General features: G+C 63.5%; 11 protein-coding genes. 5 read left to right on the forward strand and 6 right to left on the reverse strand.

From position 1 onward, the window contains the following. Nucleotides 1-40: 40 nt before the first annotated feature. The 3 genes from BBG20_RS03845 to BBG20_RS03855 form a co-directional block, all read right to left on the reverse strand. A complete protein-coding gene (locus BBG20_RS03845) occupies nt 41-1,210 on the reverse strand; it encodes a hypothetical protein (protein WP_065900413.1) in 1,170 nt (389 codons plus the stop codon). 122 nt (nt 1,211-1,332) lie between these two features. Next, on the reverse strand, nt 1,333-3,033 hold the full coding sequence (acpA, locus tag BBG20_RS03850; protein ID WP_065900415.1) for an acid phosphatase: 1,701 nt from the start codon (nt 3,031-3,033) through the stop codon (nt 1,333-1,335). A gap of 218 nt (nt 3,034-3,251) precedes the next feature. Next, the gene (locus BBG20_RS03855) at nt 3,252-4,670 is read right to left on the reverse strand and encodes a short-chain fatty acid transporter (RefSeq protein WP_065900417.1); all 1,419 of its coding nucleotides are present in this window, start codon (nt 4,668-4,670) and stop codon (nt 3,252-3,254) included. A gap of 185 nt (nt 4,671-4,855) precedes the next feature. Here BBG20_RS03855 and BBG20_RS03860 point away from each other — a divergent pair, with 185 nt between their 5' ends. After that, on the forward strand, nt 4,856-6,145 hold the full coding sequence (locus BBG20_RS03860) for an MFS transporter (RefSeq protein ID WP_065900419.1): 1,290 nt from the start codon (nt 4,856-4,858) through the stop codon (nt 6,143-6,145). Between the two features lie 3 nt (nt 6,146-6,148). Here BBG20_RS03860 and BBG20_RS03865 read toward each other — a convergent pair whose 3' ends face one another. Next, nucleotides 6,149-7,519 (reverse strand): GntT/GntP/DsdX family permease, encoded by a 1,371-nt coding sequence (locus BBG20_RS03865; RefSeq protein ID WP_065900421.1) that lies wholly within the window; start codon nt 7,517-7,519, stop codon nt 6,149-6,151. A gap of 253 nt (nt 7,520-7,772) precedes the next feature. Between BBG20_RS03865 and BBG20_RS03870 the strand changes: the two genes are divergently transcribed. The 4 genes from BBG20_RS03870 to BBG20_RS03885 all read left to right on the forward strand — a co-directional run bounded on the left by BBG20_RS03870 (nt 7,773) and on the right by BBG20_RS03885 (nt 14,308). After that, nucleotides 7,773-8,678 carry a cation diffusion facilitator family transporter gene (locus BBG20_RS03870; protein WP_065900422.1) on the forward strand — a complete coding sequence of 302 codons (906 nt, stop codon included), beginning with the start codon at nt 7,773-7,775 and terminating at the stop codon, nt 8,676-8,678. A gap of 110 nt (nt 8,679-8,788) precedes the next feature. After that, nucleotides 8,789-10,009, forward strand: a complete 1,221-nt coding sequence (locus tag BBG20_RS03875; protein ID WP_065900423.1) for a TolC family protein — start codon at nt 8,789-8,791, stop codon at nt 10,007-10,009. Nucleotides 10,010-10,027: 18 nt separating this feature from the next. Beyond that, nucleotides 10,028-11,134 carry an efflux RND transporter periplasmic adaptor subunit gene (locus BBG20_RS03880; RefSeq protein ID WP_065900424.1) on the forward strand — a complete coding sequence of 369 codons (1,107 nt, stop codon included), beginning with the start codon at nt 10,028-10,030 and terminating at the stop codon, nt 11,132-11,134. 18 nt (nt 11,135-11,152) lie between these two features. Then, nucleotides 11,153-14,308, forward strand: a complete 3,156-nt coding sequence (locus BBG20_RS03885) for a CusA/CzcA family heavy metal efflux RND transporter (protein ID WP_065900425.1) — start codon at nt 11,153-11,155, stop codon at nt 14,306-14,308. Here the strand turns inward: BBG20_RS03885 and BBG20_RS03890 are convergent. Further along, nucleotides 14,223-15,659: a heavy metal sensor histidine kinase gene (locus BBG20_RS03890; RefSeq protein ID WP_065900426.1), complete on the reverse strand. Its 1,437-nt coding sequence runs from the start codon at nt 15,657-15,659 to the stop codon at nt 14,223-14,225. The genes BBG20_RS03885 and BBG20_RS03890 overlap by 86 nt on opposite strands. Then, the gene (locus BBG20_RS03895; RefSeq protein WP_065900428.1) at nt 15,656-16,330 is read right to left on the reverse strand and encodes a heavy metal response regulator transcription factor; all 675 of its coding nucleotides are present in this window, start codon (nt 16,328-16,330) and stop codon (nt 15,656-15,658) included. Before BBG20_RS03895 ends, BBG20_RS03890 begins: the two co-directional genes overlap by 4 nt. Nucleotides 16,331-16,441: the final 111 nt, after the last annotated feature.

Consider the following 16,441-nt stretch of genomic DNA (forward strand, 5'->3'; position numbering starts at 1 on the left):
GTCAAACCTGACAGTAGCCAGCGGATTTTTTTTGTGCGCTTTATAGGGCGGGGACGCTGATTTCCGGGGCGGGGGCGGCATTCTTCAGCTGCCTGAGCTGGGCTTTGATCGCGGGCGTGGCGCATTTGGCATTCGCCTTTTCCGGCGACAGGTTGCGCACCGAGGTATAGAACAGCTCGCACGTCTGCTCCTTACGCGTGACCTGCCACGTGTTCATGCAGGCCTTGAGCAGCACATTGGGATCACTCGCCGGTTTCTGGCCCATCCCGGCCTGCCAGCAGGCTGCGCTCAGGTCCTGGCCCATCACCGTCAGGCCGGCTTCATCGGCTTTCTGTTCATTGCCGTCATAGCTGGCGGGGTCCGCCGCATACCAGATGTAGCTCGGGTGATTGGCGCCCAGTACCGAGACACTCTTGCCAGCGGCCGGGCTGATCTGCACAAGGCCCAGTACCGCCACGGACGGCCCGTATTGTTGCTTGATCCAGGCGCGCACCGGCGAACCGAACGCCACCATCGGTAACGAGCCGTTGGCCGGCAGGCTCAGCTCCCGGACCATGCGCGTCTGGTAGTCGGTGAAGTAGCCGTAGACGTTTTCCAGGTCCTTGCCCGCCGTGGACGGGGCTGCAATGGGCGCGATATCGATGATGGTCTGGTAGGCCGGGGTTTCGCCGGCCGGCACGCCATTGTCGGTGAGCAACGTGGCCCAGCGGTCGGAGGTGGCCGATTCCAGGTAGTCCTGGGCCTGGGTCAGCGAGTAATCCGGAGGGAAATGCAGCAACTCGATGCTCTTGCGCTTTTCCAGGGCCATGCCCAGCGGCAGGAACAGGTACCAGTTGTAGGCCCACTTGCCGTCACTGTTGAGCTTGCTGGCGCCCTGGTAGGCGAGGTCGGCGGTGTCGAGCAGCGCGGTGAGTGGCTTGCCATAGTCGTCGGGCACACCGCTGAAGGTGGCCGAGACCTGGCCGTCATGGGTCTTCACACTGACCTTGGCCCGACTGTAACCGTCACGCTGCAGGCTCTGGTTCAGGTAATGCTCCACGGTCTGCTCCAGCGTCCATGGCCGAAAGCAGATCACGTTGCAATTGTTGGGGAAGGCGAACAACTGGGTGACGCGTTGCGTGCTGCCCAGTGGTACCTCGATATCAGCCTGTACGACCGCACTCGCCAGCAGTGCGGCCAGGGTGCAGGACAGCCTGGTCGGTTTAAACATGCTTGATTCCTTGTCAGCGAAGGCCCGTCTGCGCGGGATGAAAGCGCCACCCTTCAAACAGTAGCGGCTGACCAGGAAAACGCGTGCTAAATCGCCAGGCGTGTCGCTATTGGATAAGAAACCTACACGTTGAACTGCAACGCATTGCTCAAGTCACCCATGGGTTTCTGGCCGCGGGCGATCATCGCGTCATCGCGCTGCTTGAGACCGTCGAGCGTCTCCAACTGGAAAACCCGCGTAATCAGCCGCAGGATCGACGCGGTGTCGTAGACCGTATGGTCGACCGTGCCTTTGCGTGCAAAAGGCGAGACCACCAGTGCTGGAATCCGCGTGCCCGGGCCCCAGCGGTCGCCCTTGGGCGGCGCCACGTGGTCCCACCAGCCGCCGTTTTCATCGACCGTCACCACCACCACCATGTTTTTCCACTGTGGGCTTTCCTGCAGCACCTTCAACGCACGGGCGATATGCCGGTCGCCCGAGGCCACGTCGGCATAGCCGGCGTGCATATTCAGGTTGCCCTGGGGCTTGTAGAAACTCACGGCCGGCAGCTTGCCCGCCTGGGCGTCGGCGAAGAACTTGTTGGTGCTGGACTCATCGCCCAAGCCGCCGTCACGCAGACGCTTGTCACGCTCTGTGCGGTGCTCGGGGCCTTGCTGCTTGAAGTAGTTGAACGGCTGGTGGTGGTACTGGAAGTTGGGGATTTTCGGAATGCCGCCCGAATCCTTGAACTGCTCCAGCGTGGCCTGCCAGGCGCCGGCGTACCAGGCCCAGTCGATGTTCTTTTTCGACAGCTTGTCGCCGATGTGCTCGTGGGTTTGCGGCACCAGCACGTTGGGCAGGTCGGGTTTGGAATAGTCCGGGTTTTCCGGGTCGCGGATCCAGGTCGGCCAGTAGGGCGGAGCCAAGGTGTTCACGCCGTAGCCGTCCGGCGTCAGCGCACTGGGGCCGAACTGCGGCGGGCCGGTCATGGCGCTGGCCGGGGACTTGTCCAGCGGCTTGAGGCGCGGGTCGGTGGGATCCTCGCTTTGCAGCGTGGCAATCTGCGCCTTGGCCACCGACTGCGCGGCATTTGGATAAAACGGCGCAGTCGCGCTGATCAGGTATTGGTGGTTGAGGAACGAGCCGCCGAACGCGCCCTGGAAGAAGTTATCGCAGAGCACGAACTCCTTGGCCACGTCCCACAGGCGCAGGGAATAGCGGCTCTGCGCGTAATGGCCCATCACCAGGCCGCCGGAATCGCCCCAGGCGACGAAACCGTCATTCTTGCCGCCGTTGATCTGCATCTGGTTCTGGTAGAACACGTGCCACAAGTCGCGGGTGACCAGGCTCAGGGGCAGGTCCTCGGCGTTCGGACCCTTGAGGGCGAACGGCGCGTTGGGCAGGTTTTCCTGGAACTGCACCTCGTTGGGATAAGTCACCCCGTCCACGCTTTGCGGGCCGACTTGCAGCACGCCGCCCCAAGCCGGGGGCAGGGTGGTCAACAGGCTGCCATCGCGATCGCGCTGCTGGTATTGGGCGGCGGAAAGGGCCGACAGCGGCTTCTCCAGGCCGGGGAAATCTGCAAACAGGTTGTTGAAGCTGCGGTTCTCGGCGTAGATCACCACCACGGTTTTCACCTGGTCGCGCAACGCCTTATCCAACTCCTGCGGGGTCAGTGGCCGCGTCACCGGCTTGCCCGGGGCTTCGCCGGTATTGCCACAAGCACTCAAGGTCGCGCCGACCCCCAATACCGCCGCGCCCCCAAGGAAGCGCCGGCGGCTGGTGTCTACCGGCGGTTGGGCTGCGGAATCTGGGGCAGGGCGGTCTTCGTGCTCGTCACTCATTGCGGGGAGTCCTCGCTGGAGATTGTTGCAAGATATTTCGCAGGACGGTAGCAACGCAATGTGACGGAATTAAGGCAGCTGCAAGCTGCAAGCTACAAGCTACAAGCTACAAGCTACAAGCTGCAAGCTGCAAGCTACAAGCTACAAGCTACAAGCTACAAGCTACAAGCTACAAGCTACCGGCTTGAGGCTTGAGGCTTGTAGCTTGTAGCTGTGACCTACGGCATGACAGGGGGGAGATATTTCAGTGTCGTCCCGAGCGCCCATAGCAGGAACAACACCAGCGGCGTGTGTACCAGCAGTTGCACGAACGAAAAGCCGATCAAGTCTCGCGCTTTCAGCCCCAATACCCCGAGCAGCGGCAGCATGTAGAACGGGTTGATCAGGTTTGGCAGCGCCTCGGCCGCGTTGTAGATCTGCACCGACCAGCCCAGGTGGTATTGCAAGTCATTGGCCACTTGCATCACGTAGGGCGCTTCGATGATCCACTTGCCGCCGCCCGACGGGATGAAGAAGCCCAGCACCGCCGAGTACACGCCCATCAGCAGGGCGTAGGTGTCATGGGAGGCGATGGAGGTGAAGAAAGTCGAGATATGGTGCGCCAGGGTCTGGCCGTCGCCGCCCTTGACCACCGTCATCAGGGCGGCGATCGAGCCGTACAGCGGGAACTGGATCAGCACCCCGGTGGTGGTCGGCACGGCGCGGGCCACTGCGTCGAGGAAGCTGCGCGGGCGCCAGTGCAGCAGGGCGCCGACCATGATGAACAGGAAATTGTAGGTGTTCAGCCCCGAAATCGCGCTGATCGCCGGTTTGGTCGAGAACTCATGGAACAGCCAACCGGCCGCCAGCAGCGCCAGTAGGATGGTCAGCAACGGGCTGTGTTCCAGCCATTCGCCCGGGCGAGTGGGAGGCTGCGGCTTGGGCAGGTTGAAGGCCGGGTCGACGCCGCAGGCCTTGGCGTCACGCGCGCTGTTCGGGCCCGGGGCGGTGGCGTAGGCGATGATCAGCGAGACCACGATCAGCGCCAGCAGCAACACGCCGGATTGCCACAGGAAGATGGTCTCGGTGAACGGGATCATCCCGGTGATCGACAGGATCGACGGCGGCAAGCTGGCCGGGTTGGCCTGCAGTTGCGCGGCCGACGACGACAGCCCCAGCGCCCACACCGCGCCCAGGCCCAGATAGGCCGCCGCACCGGCTGCGCGGTAGTCCATGCGCAAGTCCGTACGACGCGCCAGTGCGCGCACCAGCAAACCGCCGAAGACCAGGGACAGGCCCCAGTTGAGCAGCGACGCCACCATCGAAATCAACGCTACCCAGGCCACGGCGGAGCGGCCGTTCTTCGGGATGCGCGCCAGGCGGTCGATCAGCTTGACCGCCGGCGGCGAGCTGGCAACCACGTAGCCGCCGATCACCACGAAGGCCATCTGCATGGTGAACGGAATCAGGCTCCAGAAACCATCACCAAACGCCTTGGCGGCCTCGGTCGGCGCGGCGCCCATGCCCAGGGTCGCCACGGCGACGATGATCACGGCGAGGGCGGCGAACACCCAGGAGTCGGGGAACCAGCGTTCGGCGAAATTGGAACAACGCAGGGCAAATCGGGCATAGCGGCTTTCTTCGATAGCATCGGCCACGAGTCTTTCCTCTTGTATTTATTATGGTGTTGGCAGTTTTACGGCATGTTCCGCTACGGCCATTCATATGGGAATGCAGTTATCTTCATCGATCCATGAGGAAAACAAATATATCTACCGCGATTGCCATCATCCGGCCCAGCTCATAACCTGCACGCCATTTTGTTTGCCTGCCGAGCCATCACATGACTGCCACCTTTTCTCCACAGGCGCAGCGTTTTTCCCGCTCCGACTACAAAACCCTGGGCCTGGCCGCCCTCGGTGGCGCGCTGGAAATCTACGACTTCATCATCTTCGTATTCTTCGCGCTGACCCTGAGCCAGCTGTTTTTCCCGCCGGAAATGCCCGAGTGGCTGCGCCTGCTGCAAAGTTTCGGGATCTTCGTGACCGGCTACCTGGCACGCCCGCTGGGCGGCATCCTGATGGCGCACTTTGCCGATCACCTGGGGCGCAAGCGCGTGTTCAGCCTGAGCATCCTGATGATGGCCTTGCCCTGCCTGCTGATCGGGATCATGCCCACCTACGCGCAAATCGGTTATTTCGCGCCGCTGATCCTGCTCGTGCTGCGGGTGCTGCAAGGTGCCGCGGTCGGCGGTGAAGTCCCCAGCGCCTGGACGTTCGTCGCCGAGCACGCGCCGCCGCATCATCGCGGCTACGCCCTGGGCTTCCTGCAGGCCGGCCTGACCTTTGGCTACCTGCTCGGTGCGCTGACCGCGACGCTGCTGGCACAAGTCTTCACCCCGGCCGAAATCCTCGACTACGCCTGGCGTTTTCCCTTCCTGCTCGGCGGTGTGTTCGGCGTGATCGGCGTGTGGCTGCGCCGCTGGCTGAGTGAAACCCCGGTATTCCTCGAAATGCAGGCCCGCCGCCACGCGGCTGCCGAACTGCCGCTGCGCACGGTATTGCGTGACCATCGCGCCGTGCTGCTGCCAGCGATGGTCCTCACCTGCGTGCTCACCTCGGCCGTGGTCGTGCTGGTGGTCATCACCCCGACCATGATGCAGAAAACCTTTGGCATGAGCCCCAGCCACACCTTCGCCTTGAGCGCGCTGGGCATCGTCTTCCTGAACATCGGCTGCATCCTCGCCGGCCTGCTGGTGGACCGCATCGGCGCCTGGCGCGCGGTGCGGGTCTACAGCGTGTTGCTGCCGCTGGGGGTCGCGCTGCTCTACGCCAGCCTGATCAACGGGGGCGTGTGGCTCGGCGCGGCCTACGCCGTGGCGGGCTTGAGTTGCGGGGTGGTGGGCGCGGTGCCGTCGGTGATGGTCGGGCTGTTTCCGGCGCCGGTGCGGGTGTCGGGAATTTCCTTCACCTACAACATCGCCTATGCACTGTGGGCGAGCACTACGCCGCTGCTGCTGATTGCGCTGATGCCGACCAGCCCGTGGATTTGCGTGGGGTATTGCGTGGTGATGGGCGCGGTGGGGGTGGGAAGTGTGGCGCTGTTTGGCAAGCGCCACACCCTGGTTGGCTGAAACTCAGGTCAAAAAGTGCCAGAGCAGCAGGGTACCGATCAGGCCGACGACCGACACAATCGTCTGCAACACCGACCACACCCAGATCGTCTGCTTCAACTGCAGGCCAAAGTACTCACGCACCATCCAGAACCCGGCGTCGTTGACGTGGCAGAAGAACACCGAGCCGGCGCCAATCGCCAATGCCACCAATGAACTCTGGGTGGCGGCCAATCCGGCCATCATCGGCGCGAGGATACCGGCCGTGGTGGTCGTGGCGACCGTCGCCGAGCCGGTGGCCTGGCGCAACGCCACGGCAATCAACCAGGCCAGCACCAGATACGGCATGTGGGCGCCTTCGGCGACTTTGCTGATGGTCTGGCTGACGCCGGCGTCGAGCAGGGTTTGCTTGAGGCCGCCGCCGGCGCCGATGGTCAGCAGCAGCACGGCGATGGGCGCGAGAGCCTTGCGCAGGGTGTTGCCGACTTCGGCGCGCGGCATGCCGGCGGCCCAGCCCAGGCAGATCACGGCGGCTATCACCGCGAGGCCGAGGGCGATCAGCGGTTCACCGAGGAATTTCAGGGTCAGGCCCACCGTGCTTTCCGCCGGCAGGGCGACTTTGGCCAAGGTGCTGCCGAGCATCAGAATCACCGGCAACAGGATGATCAACAGCGACACGCCAAAACTCGGCTGGCGCGGCGCCTTGGGCGGTGCACTGAACAGTGCGCCGATGTCGGCCGGCTCATCCACGTGCAGGCGCTTGGACAGCCAGTTGCCGTAGAGCGGGCCGGCGAGGATCACCGCCGGCACCGCCAGGCAGAAGCCCAGCAGCATGGTCAGGCCGAGGTCGGCGTGCAATGCGCTCACTGCAATCAGCGGCCCGGGGTGCGGTGGCATCAAGGCGTGCAGGGTGGTCATGCCCGCCAGCGCCGGGATGGCGATTTTCAGCAGCGGCTGGTTCGAACGCTTGGCCATCACAAAGATGATCGGCACCATCATCACCAGGCCCACTTCGAAGAACAGCGGCAGGCCGATCACCATCGCCACCAGCGCCATCACCCATGGCAGCGACTTGCCCTTGCCCAACCCCAGCAGCGTGGTGGCGATGCGGTCGGCGGCGCCGGATTCCGCCATCAGTGCGCCGAGCATCGAGCCCAGGGCAATGATAATCCCGGCTTCACCGAGGATCGCGCCGGCGCCTTTGCTGAAGGCCTTGGCCACTTCTTCCGGCGGCAGTCCGGCACCGACCCCGGCGATAAAGGTGCCGATCAGGATCGACAGAAACGGTGGCAACTTGGTCGCGCTGATCAGCACGATGATGCTGGCGATGGCCAACAGGACGCAGAACATAAGGCGGGTGTCGTGAACCATCCACGCGGCAGTCGATAACTCCAAAACGGGACTCCTTATCGAACAGGTTGGGGAAATTGTTTCTTTTTGTTTCCTGCTCGAAAAGCATACCTGATACAACGGTTCCAGAGCGTACCTGTGCGATTTTGGTGCGCTCGACAGTAACGTGCCAATGGCCCGCCGATGACAATTGTGCAACCTATGGCAATGAGTCGGGCCTATAGCTCTATGCTCATCCACACACCTGTGGGAGCCGGCACGCCAGCGCCTGCCGCCACCAACATCACGAGGGTTGCTCATGAGTGCAGGACACAGCCACGCCCAAGTCCGCGCGGGCCACGAGCGCAAGTTATGGTTCGCCCTGGGGCTGACCACCAGCTTCATGATTGCCGAAGTCATCGGCGCCTTTGTCACCGGTAGCCTGGCGCTGCTGTCCGACGCCGCCCACATGATGACCGACGCCCTGGCCCTGGCGATTTCCCTGGTGGCCATTCAGGTCGCCAAGCGCGCCGCCGACCGTAAGCGCACCTTTGGGTATGCGCGGTTTGAAATCCTGGCAGCCGCTTTCAACGCGCTGCTGTTGTTCGCCGTGGCTTTTTACATTCTGTATGAGGCCTATCAACGCCTACAGGCGCCTGCGCAAATCCAGTCCACCGGCATGCTGGTGATTGCGGTGCTGGGGCTGATCGTCAACCTGATCGCCATGCGCCTGCTCAGCGCTGCCAGCGGCGAGAGCTTGAACGTCAAGGGCGCCTATCTGGAAGTCTGGAGCGACATGCTCGGCTCCATCGGCGTGATGATCGCGGCGGTGGTGATCATGTTGACGGGCTGGGGTTGGGTCGACTCGCTGGTGGCGGCAGCCATCGGCTTCTGGGTACTGTCGCGCACCTGGAGCTTGCTCAAGGAAAGCATGAACGTACTGCTGCAAGGCGTGCCGGACGGTATCGATATCGACCAGGTGGAGCAGGCCATTCGCGCCATTCCCGGGGTCAAGGATGTGCATGACCTGCACATCTGGGCGCTGACCAGCGGCAAAAACGTGCTGAGCACACATCTGGTGACCGATTTGGCGCTGGACACTGAGCACAAGATCCTCAGCCAGGTGACGGAAATGCTGCATGAACAATTCGATATTTCCCACGCTACCGTCCAAGTCGAAGGCGACGGTTTTGTGCACGACGAACATGACGAGGTGCACGCCTGATCCTGGCTAACGGATTTGTAATGTTCTGCCCACCGCCCTGATAAGTACCGAAAGCTACATTGCCCCCCGCTGGGAAACCTCAGCGACTTCATGGGCGTGGAACTTTCGTTATGGCAATTTCTGTTAGAACACTGTTGGGAGCGGTGGCGTTGTGGGGCGTCGCTGCGGTGGCCCAGGCGCAGACCCTCACCCTCGATGCAGCCCTGCAAACCGCCTTCGCCAATAACCCTGACCTTGCCGCCGCGCAGTGGGACATCGACATCGCCGAAGGCGGTCGCCAGCAGGCGGGCTTGATCCCCAACCCGGTGGCGTCCTGGGATGCCGAAGACACGCGGCGCGATACGCGCACCACCACGATAAAACTGAGCCAGACCCTCGAGTTGGGCGGCAAGCGCGGTGCGCGCATTGACGTGGCCACGCGCGGCCAGGACGCCGCGGCGCTGACCCTGGAGCAGCGGCGCAACACGCTGCGCGCCGAGGTGATCGACAGCTATTACGGCGCCCTTCGCGCCCAGGAACGCCTCGACCTGGCGCAACGTTCCATGGCATTGGCCGAGCGCGGCCTGGTGGTCGCCAACGGCCGCGTCAGCGCTGGCAAGTCGTCGCCGGTGGAGGCCACGCGCGCCCAGGTGCAACTGTCAGAGATCCGCCTCGAACTCAACCGCGCGCAGATGGGCCTCACCGACGCCTACCGCCGTCTGGCCGCGAGTACCGGCAGCGCGTCGACCGACTTCCAGGCCGTCGCCACACAGCCTCAGTCCACCCCTTCATTACCCTCCGCGAATCAATTGCTCGCACGCCTGGAACAGACCGCCGAGTTGCGCCTGGCCGAACTGCAGATCCTGCAGAACGAAGCCAGCGTGGGCCTGGAAAAAGCCCAGCGTATTCCCGACCTGGATGTGTCCATCGGCAGCCAGTACGACGCCAGCGTGCGCGAGCGGGTCAACCTGGTGGGCGTGTCGATGCCGATCCCGCTGTTCAATCGCAACCAGGGCAATGTCCTCGCCGCCAGCCGCCGCGCCGACCAGGCCCGCGACCTGCGTAACGCCGCCGAACTGCGCTTGCGCACCGAAATCCGCCAGGCCCTGGACCTGTGGCACACCGCCAATACCGAAGTGCGCGCGTTCAACCAGCAGATCCTGCCGGCTGCGCAAAGCGCGGTGGACAGTGCCACGCGGGGCTTTGAAATGGGCAAGTTCAACTTCCTCGAGGTGCTGGACGCCCAGCGCACGCTGATTGCGGCCCGCACCCAATACCTCACGGCAACCGCCCAGGCCACCGAGGCCTGGGTGCGTATCGAACGGATTTACGGCGACCTCGCCCGGTTTTGATTTTTTCTGGAGTGGCTTATGAACAAACGACACGGCGTGGCGCTTGCCGTCGCCCTGGGCCTGATGCTGTCTGGCGTGGCCGGCGCCGAGGAAGAGGAAGGCAAACTTGAACTCACCGAGCAGCAAATCGAAGCTGCCGGCATACAGCTCGCCCAGGCCCAGCCCCGACAGATCAGCACCTTGCTGACGCTGCCGGGAGAGGTGCGTTTCGATGAGGACCGCACCTCGCATATCGTGCCGCGTGCGGCCGGGGTAGTGGAGTCGGTGCGGGTCAATCTCGGGCAATCGGTGAAGAAAGGCGAGCTGCTGGCGGTGATCGCCAGCCAGCAGATTTCCGATCAGCGCAGTGAGCTGGCCGCCAGTGAGCGGCGGGTCGAACTGGCGCGCACGACCTTCCAGCGCGAGCGGCAATTGTGGCAGGACAAGATTTCCGCCGAGCAGGACTACCTGCTGGCGCGCCAGACCCTGCAAGAGGCCGAAATCGCCCTGAACAATGCCCGCCAGAAGATGACGGCCCTCAGCGGCAGCGCCGTGCTGGTGGGCGGCAACCGCTATGAATTGCGGGCGCCTTTCGCCGGTGTGGTGGTGGAAAAACACCTGGGTGTCGGCGAGGTAGTCAGCGAAACCAGCAACGCGTTCACCCTCTCGGACCTGTCCCAGGTGTGGGTTACCTTCGGCGTGTTTCCCAAGGATCTGAACAAGGTCCGGCTCGGCAAACCGGTGAAAGTCAGCTCCACCGAAATGGGCACCGAGGTACTCGGCAGCGTGGCTTATGTCGGCAATTTACTCGGCGAGCAGACGCGCACCGCCACCGTACGTGTGACGGTGCCCAACCCCGACGACGCCTGGCGTCCTGGGTTGTTCGTGACGGTACAACTGGTCACCGACACCTACCAGGCCAAGGTCACGGTGCCGCAAACGGCGATCCAGACCGTCGAGGACAAACCGTCGGTATTCGTGCGTACCCCGGACGGTTTTATCACGCGCCATCTCGAACTCGGCCTGAGTGAAAACGGCTACGTCGAAGTGCGCCAAGGCCTCGATGCCGGGGCGCAAGTGGCCACGGTTGGCAGCTTCATCCTCAAGTCCGAACTGGGCAAGGGCTCGGCCGAGCACGCCCATTGATCCCGCGAGTGATTTCTCATGTTTGAGCGCCTTATCCAATTCGCCATCGAGCAGCGCATCATCGTGCTGCTGGCAGTGCTGTTGATGGCCGGTGTCGGCATCGCCAGCTATCAGAAACTGCCGATCGACGCGGTGCCCGACATCACCAACGTGCAGGTGCAGATCAACTCGGCGGCGGCGGGGTTTTCGCCGCTGGAAACCGAGCAGCGCATCACCTTTCCCATCGAGACCGCCATGGCCGGGTTGCCCGGCATGCAGCAGACCCGTTCGCTGTCGCGCTCGGGCCTGTCGCAGGTGACGGTGATTTTCAAGGACGGCACCGACCTGTTCTTCGCCCGCCAGTTGGTCAATGAGCGCCTGCAAACCGCCCGCGAACAATTGCCGGCCGGCATCGAGACCGCGATGGGGCCGATTTCCACCGGCCTCGGCGAAATTTTCCTGTGGACCGTCGAGGCCGAAGACGGCGCACTCAAGGAAGACGGCACGCCGTACACGCCGACGGACCTGCGGGTGATCCAGGACTGGATCATCAAGCCGCAACTGCGCAACGTGCCCGGTGTGGCCGAGATCAACACCATCGGCGGCTTTGCCAAGGAATACCAGATCGCCCCCGACCCCAAGCGCCTGGCGGCCTACAACCTGACCTTGAGCGACCTGGTCACGGCGCTTGAACGCAACAATGCCAACGTCGGCGCCGGTTATATCGAGCGCAGCGGCGAGCAGTTGTTGATCCGGGCGCCGGGACAAGTGGCGTCCATCGACGACATCGCCAATATCGTCATCACGAGCGTGGAGGGCACGCCAATCCGCGTACGCAATGTCGCCCAGGTCGAGATCGGCCGTGAATTGCGCACCGGCGCGGCCACCGAAAACGGCCGTGAAGTGGTGCTGGGCACGGTGTTCATGTTGATCGGCGAAAACAGTCGCAGCGTGTCCCAGGCGGTGGCGAAAAAACTCGAGAGCATCAATCGCTCGCTGCCCGCAGGGGTGGTGGCCGTCACCGTGTATGACCGCACCAACCTGGTCGAAAAAGCCATCGCCACCGTCAAGAAAAACCTCTTCGAAGGTGCGCTGCTGGTGGTGGCGGTGTTGTTCCTGTTTCTGGGCAATATCCGTGCGGCGCTGATCACCGCGATGGTGATTCCTTTGGCGATGCTGTTCACCTTTACCGGGATGTTCACCAACCGGGTCAGCGCCAACCTGATGAGTCTCGGTGCGCTGGACTTCGGCATTATTGTCGATGGCGCGGTGGTGATCGTCGAAAACGCCATCCGCCGCCTGGCCCATGCGCAGCAGCGTCACGGCCGCCTGCTGACCCGCAGCGAGCGCCTGCATGAAGTGTTTGCCGCTGCCAAGGAAGCCCGCCGCGCGTTGATCTTCGGGCAACTGATCATCATGGTCGTGTACCTGCCGATCTTCGCCCTCACCGGCGTGGCCGGGAAGATGTTCCACCCCATGGCCTTCACCGTGGTGATTGCCTTGCTGGGTGCGATGATGCTGTCGGTGACCTTTGTGCCGGCTGCGATTGCCCTGTTCGTCACCGGCAAGGTCAAGGAGGAAGAAAACCTGGTGATGCGCACCGCGCGCCGGGCGTATGCGCCAGTCCTGGATTGGGTGATGGGGCGTCGTCCGCTGGTGTTCGGCCTGGCCGTGTTGACTATCCTCGCCTCGGGCTGGGTAGCCAGCCGCATGGGCAGCGAATTTATCCCCAGCCTCAGCGAAGGCGACTTTGCCCAGCAGGCCTTGCGCGTGCCCGGCACCAGCCTGACGCAATCGGTGCAGATGCAGCAGCAACTGGAAAAAACCCTGATGGCCCAGGTGCCGGAAATCCTGCGGGTATTTGCGCGTACCGGCACCGCCGAAATTGCTTCGGACCCGATGCCGCCGAACATTTCCGACAGCTATGTGATGCTCAAGCCGAAGGACCAATGGCCGGACCCGAACAAGTCCCGCGAAACCCTGATCGCCGATATCCAGCGCGCCAGTGCGATTGTGCCGGGCAGTGCGTATGAACTGTCGCAACCGATCCAGCTGCGTTTCAACGAGCTGATATCCGGGGTGCGCAGCGACGTGGCGGTGAAAGTCTTCGGCGATGACATGGCGGTGCTGAACGCGACGGCCGGGGAAATCGCCGAGACCCTGCAAAAGCTCGAGGGCGCCTCGGAGGTGAAGGTGGAACAGACCTCCGGCCTGCCGGTGCTGACCATCAATATCGACCGTGACAAGGCCGCGCGCTTTGGCCTGAATGTCGGCGACGTGCAGGACACCATTGCGGTTGCCGTGGGAGGGCGCCAGGCCGGTACGTTGTACGAAGGTGACCGACGTTTTGACATGGTCGTGCGTTTGTCCGACGCACTGCGCACCGATATCGACGGCCTGTCGCGGCTGTTGATTCCGGTGCCGGCGCTGGCGGGTAACGCGGCCGGGCAGTTGGGGTTTATCGCCTTGTCCCAGGTTGCCAGCCTGGACCTGGTCCTCGGCCCGAACCAGATCAGCCGCGAAAATGGCAAGCGCCTGGTGATCGTCAGCGCCAACGTGCGTGGGCGTGATATTGGCTCGTTCGTGGCAGAGGCCGAAACGGCGATCAGCGCGCAGGTGAAAGTGCCGGCGGGTTACTGGACCACCTGGGGTGGCCAGTTCGAGCAGTTGAAGGAAGCCTCCGAGCGCTTGCGCATCGTGGTGCCGGTCGCCCTGCTGCTGGTGTTCGGGTTGCTGTTCATGATGTTCAACAACCTCAAGGACGGGCTGCTGGTGTTCACCGGGATTCCGTTCGCCTTGACCGGTGGGATCATGGCGCTGTGGCTGCGGGATATTCCGCTGTCGATCTCGGCGGGGGTGGGCTTTATTGCCTTGTCCGGCGTGGCGGTGCTCAACGGGTTGGTGATGATTGCCTTCATCCGTAACCTGCGCGAGGAGGGGCGTTCGTTGTCGGTGGCGATCCACGAAGGCGCGTTGACCCGTTTGCGCCCGGTGTTGATGACTGCGCTGGTGGCCTCCCTCGGGTTCATCCCCATGGCCCTGGCCACCGGCACCGGCGCCGAAGTGCAGCGCCCGTTGGCGACGGTGGTGATCGGCGGGATTATCTCTTCTACGCTACTGACCTTGCTGGTGCTGCCGGCGCTGTACCAGTGGGCGCATCGCAAGGAAGAGGAAACACCAGGTCGAAGCGCGTAAAGCGCCCGGGCTGGCTGCTGACGTCGGCGTGCCCCTGATGCAGGCGCATGATCGACTGCACGATGGCCAGCCCCAGCCCGGTGCCGCCCTCGGCGCGGGTACGGCTGCTGTCGGCGCGGTAAAAGCGTTCGAACAGGTGTGGCAGGTGGTGAGCTTCGATGCCACGGCCGGGGTTGCCCACCGACAGCGAGACGCTGTGATCGTAGCTTTCCACCAGCAGCAACACCGTGGAGCCCTCGGGCGTGTGGCGAATCGCGTTGGACAGCAGGTTGGAAATCGCCCGCTGGATCATCAGGCGATCGCCCTTGATCCAGGCGTCGCCGCGCAGGCTCAGGGTCACGCGTTTGTCTTCGGCGCTCAGGGCGAACAGCGCCATGACCCGCTGCGCTTCGGCACCCAGCGACACCGCGTCGAAACCCGCCCGTGCAGCGGGGTGGCTGACCTGGGCGAGAAACAGCATGTCGGAGACGATGCGCGACAGGCGTTCCATTTCCTCGGCGCAGGATTCCAGCCCGGCCTTGTAGGCCTCGCCGGGACGCTCGCGGGACAGGGTCACCTGGGCCTTGCCCATGAGGTTGGTCAGTGGCGCGCGCAGTTCGTGGGCGAGGTCATCGGAGAATTGCGACAGCTGCTGCACACCGGCGTCGAGGCGATGCAGCATGAAGTTGATGCCTTCGGCCAGCTCGCCCAACTCCTTGGGCAGGTTGTCCAGCGACAAACGGTGCGTCAGGTCCTGGGTACTGACCTTGGCTGCCACGCGGCTGAACTGCTGCAGCGGCGCGAGCCCACGTTGCACCAGCCACCAGGCGCCCATGCCGATCAGGAGCAGCAGCATCGGCAGCGCGATCACCGTGGAGCGCAGGTAGGCACTGAGCAGGGCCTCATCATCGGAGCGGTCCAGCGACAGCAGCACGCGCACATTTTCGCCGCTGCGCAACGGCATCAGCCGCGTGGCACTGAGGATGCGATTGCCGCGCCCATCTACCCAATTGAGGTAGGCCAGGGTCTTGCCGGCGGGCACGTCGAGCAACAGCGGTTGCTGGGGCTTGGCACCGACGCTGAGCAGCACCGGTGCATCGGGGGCGCCGCCGATAATGGTCAGGTAGATGTTGTCGTGGCCCATCACCAGGTCGAGCAGCGAATGGGGGCGGGCGGCAATATCGTGCGGCTTGAGGTCCTGGCCGAGGCTGTGTTCCAGTTGCTCCAGTTTGTTTTCCAGGCCCTTGCGCGCGAGCTTGTCCAGCTCGTGGGTCAGCGCCAGGTAAGCCAGGGTCGCCAACAGCACGACCAGGCCGGCGCCCATCAGGCTGACCGTCAGGCCCAGGCGCATCGACAGGCTGCTGGTCCTCATGGGCGTGCCTCCAGCACGTAGCCGACGCCGCGAATGGTGTGGATCAGTTTGACCTCGCTCTGGTCATCGACCTTGCCGCGCAGGCGACTGATGGAGACTTCCACTACGTTGGTGTCGCAGTCGAAGTTCATGTCCCACACCAGGGAGATGATCTGCGTGCGAGTCATCACTTCGCCGGCCTGGCGCATCAACACGTGCAGCAAGGCGAACTCCTTGGTGGTCAGGTCGATCCGCCGGTTGCCGCGATAGGCGCGATGGCGGCGCGGGTCCAGCTCCAGGTCCGCGACACGCAACACGTCCGGCAGCGGGATGTGCTCGCTGCGCCGCAGCAACGTGCGCACACGGGCCAGCAGTTCGGGAAACTCGAAGGGCTTGACCAGGTAATCATCGGCGCCCATGTCCAGGCCCTTGATCTTGTCGGCCAGCCGGCCGCGTGCCGTCAGCATCATCACGCGTTGATTGCCGTCGCGGCGCAGCTGTTCCAGCACCTCCCAACCGTCGGTGTTGGGCAGGTTCACGTCGAGGATCACCAGTTCATAAGTGTGCTGCCTGGCCAGGTGCAGGCCATCGATGCCGCTGGCGGCGCAATCGACGACATAGCCACTTTCGGTCAGGCCTTGTTGCAAGTAGTCAGCGGTTTTCTGCTCGTCCTCAACCACAAGGATACGCATGGGGGGTTTACCTTTTTTTACGAGAGGGGAGGTCCATGTCCTTATGGAATGACGTGTTCGGGGTAGGGGAAAATTCTCAACCGTGAAGTCGCTTCAGGGTCAACTGCGACC

This window comes from Pseudomonas aylmerensis, from assembly GCF_001702265.1.
Taxonomy (GTDB): domain Bacteria; phylum Pseudomonadota; class Gammaproteobacteria; order Pseudomonadales; family Pseudomonadaceae; genus Aquipseudomonas; species Aquipseudomonas aylmerensis.